Source organism: Selenomonadales bacterium (genome assembly GCA_017442105.1).
Classification (GTDB): domain Bacteria; phylum Bacillota; class Negativicutes; order RGIG982; family RGIG982; genus RGIG982.
Genome location: JAFSAX010000133.1, coordinates 1 through 3,590 on the forward strand (window position 1 = coordinate 1; position 3,590 = coordinate 3,590).

Genomic DNA, 3,590 nt, shown 5'->3' on the forward strand with positions numbered 1-3,590 from the left:
ATATCTCACCGAGAGGCTTTTCTTGCGGATTCGTGCGTCCTGCCAGGGTGCTGATGACCATGATGGAGCCTGCCAGACCGCCGCACAGGTCGCGTGCATGACCGATGCCGCCGCCGAAGCCGGAGCACATACGAAAAGCATTATCATCGATCGTCACACCGCCGACTGTTCTGAAGGCTTGTACGATCGCCTCGCAGCAGTTGTAACCACTTTTAAAAGCATTGCCTGTTTCCATACCAATCATTTCGCTAAATTCACTCATGCCGAGACCTCCTCAGTCAATTTTCTTACCTATATTATTCGATGTTGTGAGGCGAATCCCTTTTGCCAGAGCACAGCATTAAGGCTAGCTTGGCATGAGCGGCAAGGCGGTCGCAACGCTGAGGACAGCCTTCTTTTTTTGCATGGAATCGTCATGGCATGGTACAATAACGATACAAGATGTAAAGGAGGTATGAACGATAGATAACAAGACCTATATCGCGATCGACTTGAAATCGTTCTATGCCTCTGTCGAATGTATGGAACGAGGGCTCAATCCCATGACTGCCAATCTCGTAGTCGCCGATGCGAGCCGCACGCAGAAGACTATCTGCTTGGCGGTATCGCCTGCGTTGAAATCGTTTGGCATCCCGGGGCGGCCCAGATTATTCGAAGTCGAGCAGAAGGTCACCTTTGCCAACGCGCAGAGGAAACGCAACATATCAGGCAAGAGCTTCAACGGAGAGTCGGCAGATATCGAGGAGCTTAACAGCGATCCTAAGTTGTCTATCAGCTATATCGTTGCCACACCGCAGATGGCGAAGTATGTCGAGATCAGCGCGCAGATATATAAGGTCTATCTAAAATATATTGCACCTGAGGATATCCACGTGTACTCGATCGACGAGGTATTCATGGATGTTACCCACTATCTGAAAATGCATAAGCTGTCAGCTCATGACTTGGCGATGACGATGATACGTGATGTGCTTGATACCACAGGCATAACAGCGACAGCAGGCATCGGCACGAATATGTATCTCGCCAAAATTGCAATGGATATCGTAGCGAAGAAAATGCCTGCCGATAAAGACGGTGTGCGTATTGCCGAGCTCGATGAGATGTCCTACCGCAGACAGCTGTGGGAGCATAGGCCGCTCGTGTCTTTTTGGCGGGTAGGCAAGGGCATTGCCGCGAAACTGGAGCGATACGGCATGTTTACGATGGGCGATGTAGCGCGAATGTCACTGTCGCGTCATGGGGAAGAGCTTTTGTATAAGATGTTTGGTGTCAATGCCGAGCTCTTGATAGACCATGCTTGGGGATGGGAGCCTTGCACCATGGCTGCGGTCAAATCATATAAGCCTGCATCTAATAGTATCTGCTCGGGACAGGTACTGCAGGAACCATATGATTTTGCTAAAGCAAGACTGGTCGTGCATGAGATGACCGATATGCTTGCACTCGATCTAGTGGATAAAAATCTTGTCACAGACCAGATCGTGTTGACGATAGGCTATGATATTGAGAACCTGACCGACCCTGTGAGGCGCAGTCAGTACAAAGGGCAAGTCACGACTGACTCCTATGGGCGCAAGATTCCGAAGCATGCCCACGGGACAACGAATATCGAGTGCCAGACCTCGTCTGCGATGAAGCTGACTGAGGCGGTACTTGCACTCTACGATCGTATCGTTGATCCTACACTATTGGTGCGGCGAGTAAGCATTTCTGCCAATCGACTTGTCGATGAACGAACCGTAACGAAAGGCTCACCCGTAGAACAGCTCGACCTGTTCACAGATTATGAAACGATCCTGCGAGAGCGGGAGCAAGAAGAAGCCGCCTTAGAAAAGGAAAAGAAGATACAACATACGCTTTTGAATATCAAAAAAAGATTCGGCAAGAATGCTGTACTGAAAGGCATGAACCTCGAAGAAGGAGCAACGGCACAGGAGCGCAACAACCAGATAGGCGGGCACAAAGCATAATATAGGAAGCCTATCTGCATAAAATAGAACGGCAAATTAGGAAAGCAAGAGGATAATATATGTTAGCATACACATACGTAGAAAAAGGCAAGTTCGCTTTCGTCGAAAAAGACAAACCGCAGATAATGCATGAACAGGACGCTATCGTTCGTGTTACATTGGCAAGCATCTGCTCGTCAGACCTGCACATCAAGCACGGCAGTGTGCCCAAGGCAGTTCCCGGCATCACCGTCGGCCATGAAATGGTAGGCATCGTGGAAGAAGTCGGCTCTGCTGTCACTTCTGTCAAAGCAGGCGACCGCGTCACTGTCAACGTAGAGACCTTCTGCGGGGAATGTTTTTTCTGCAAGAACGGCTATGTCAACAACTGCACCGACAAAAACGGCGGCTGGGCGTTGGGGTGCCGCATAGACGGCGGTCAGACAGAATATGTGCGTGTGCCGTTTGCCAACCAAGGCTTGAACAAGATTCCCGATAATGTCAGCGATGAGCAGGCACTTTTCGTCGGTGATGTATTGGCGACGGGCTTTTGGACGGCACGTATCTCTGAGATAACAGCTGACGATACGGTGCTCATCATCGGTGCGGGCCCGACAGGCATCTGCACATTGCTCTGCGTTATGCTGAAAAATCCTAAGAAAATTATCGTCTGTGAGCAGGATGAGAGCAGAATCAACTTCGTGAAGAAACATTATCCTGATGTTATCGTGACCAGACCTGAAGATTGTCTTGACACTGTCCTTGCGGAAAGTGAGCATGGCGGTGCCGATGTCGTGCTCGAGGTAGCAGGCGCGGGCGATACGTTTGAGCTTGCATGGCAATGTGCAAGACCGAATGCTATCGTAACGGTAGTCGCTCTGTATGACAGACCGCAGATACTGCCGCTTCCTGATATGTACGGTAAGAACCTGACATTCAAAACAGGCGGTGTAGATGGTTGTGACTGCGAAGAGATATTATCATTGATAGCCGAAGGAAGAATAGACACTACGCCGCTTATCACGCATACATATCCGTTGGCTGAGATCGAGCAGGCATACGCGCTGTTCGAGAATAAGCAGGATAACGTGATCAAAGTAGCGATAAAACCGTAGAAAAGATGTGAACCAAATGAGCGGGAAATATGATGACATCATCGATCTGCCGCATAAAAAATCGGCAACAAGACCACAGCTGACGATGGCACAGCGGGCAGCACAGTTCTCTCCCTTTGCGGCACTGACGGGCCATGGCAACGCTATCAAAGAAACAGCACGCCTCACAGAAAAAAAGATAGACCTCCAGCAAGACTGCAAAGAACGCTTAAACGAGCGACTGCAACTCATCCGTGAGCAGATAAATGCCGAGCCGGAAGTGACTATTACTTACTTCCTCGCAGACGATAAAAAAGACGGCGGTATGTACGTTGAAGCTACTGGCAGAGTAAAAAAGATAGATGAGTATGCAAAGACTGTCTTGCTGCATGACGGCACGAGGATACCGATGGAAGAGATAATAGATATAGAAGGAAGTTTGTTTCGCAGTATAGATGACTATTGAAAGTAGTGGCGAGCGACAAACCAATACTGGCAAAAACGAGCCGAAGGCCGTTCTAGTGAGAACAGCCTTCGGTTTTTG

4 protein-coding genes are annotated in these 3,590 nt (G+C 49.3%); 3 read left to right on the forward strand and 1 reads right to left on the reverse strand.

Going from position 1 to position 3,590, the window contains the following annotated elements:
* Positions 1-262 (reverse strand): C_GCAxxG_C_C family protein (locus IJN28_05110; GenBank protein ID MBQ6713146.1); only part of this gene is annotated, 262 nt, incomplete at its 3' end.
* Positions 263-461: 199 nt separating this feature from the next.
* Here IJN28_05110 and IJN28_05115 point away from each other — a divergent pair.
* The 3 genes from IJN28_05115 to IJN28_05125 are packed head-to-tail and all read left to right on the forward strand — an operon-like array spanning position 462 to position 3,512.
* Positions 462-1,973, forward strand: a complete 1,512-nt coding sequence (locus tag IJN28_05115) for a DNA methylase (protein ID MBQ6713147.1) — start codon at positions 462-464, stop codon at positions 1,971-1,973.
* Positions 1,974-2,032: 59 nt separating this feature from the next.
* Positions 2,033-3,067, forward strand: a complete 1,035-nt coding sequence (locus IJN28_05120; GenBank protein ID MBQ6713148.1) for an alcohol dehydrogenase catalytic domain-containing protein — start codon at positions 2,033-2,035, stop codon at positions 3,065-3,067.
* A 16-nt stretch (positions 3,068-3,083) separates the two neighbouring features.
* Positions 3,084-3,512, forward strand: coding sequence for a YolD-like family protein (locus tag IJN28_05125; GenBank protein ID MBQ6713149.1), 429 nt, complete (start codon positions 3,084-3,086; stop codon positions 3,510-3,512).
* The last annotated feature ends 78 nt before the right edge of the window (positions 3,513-3,590 follow it).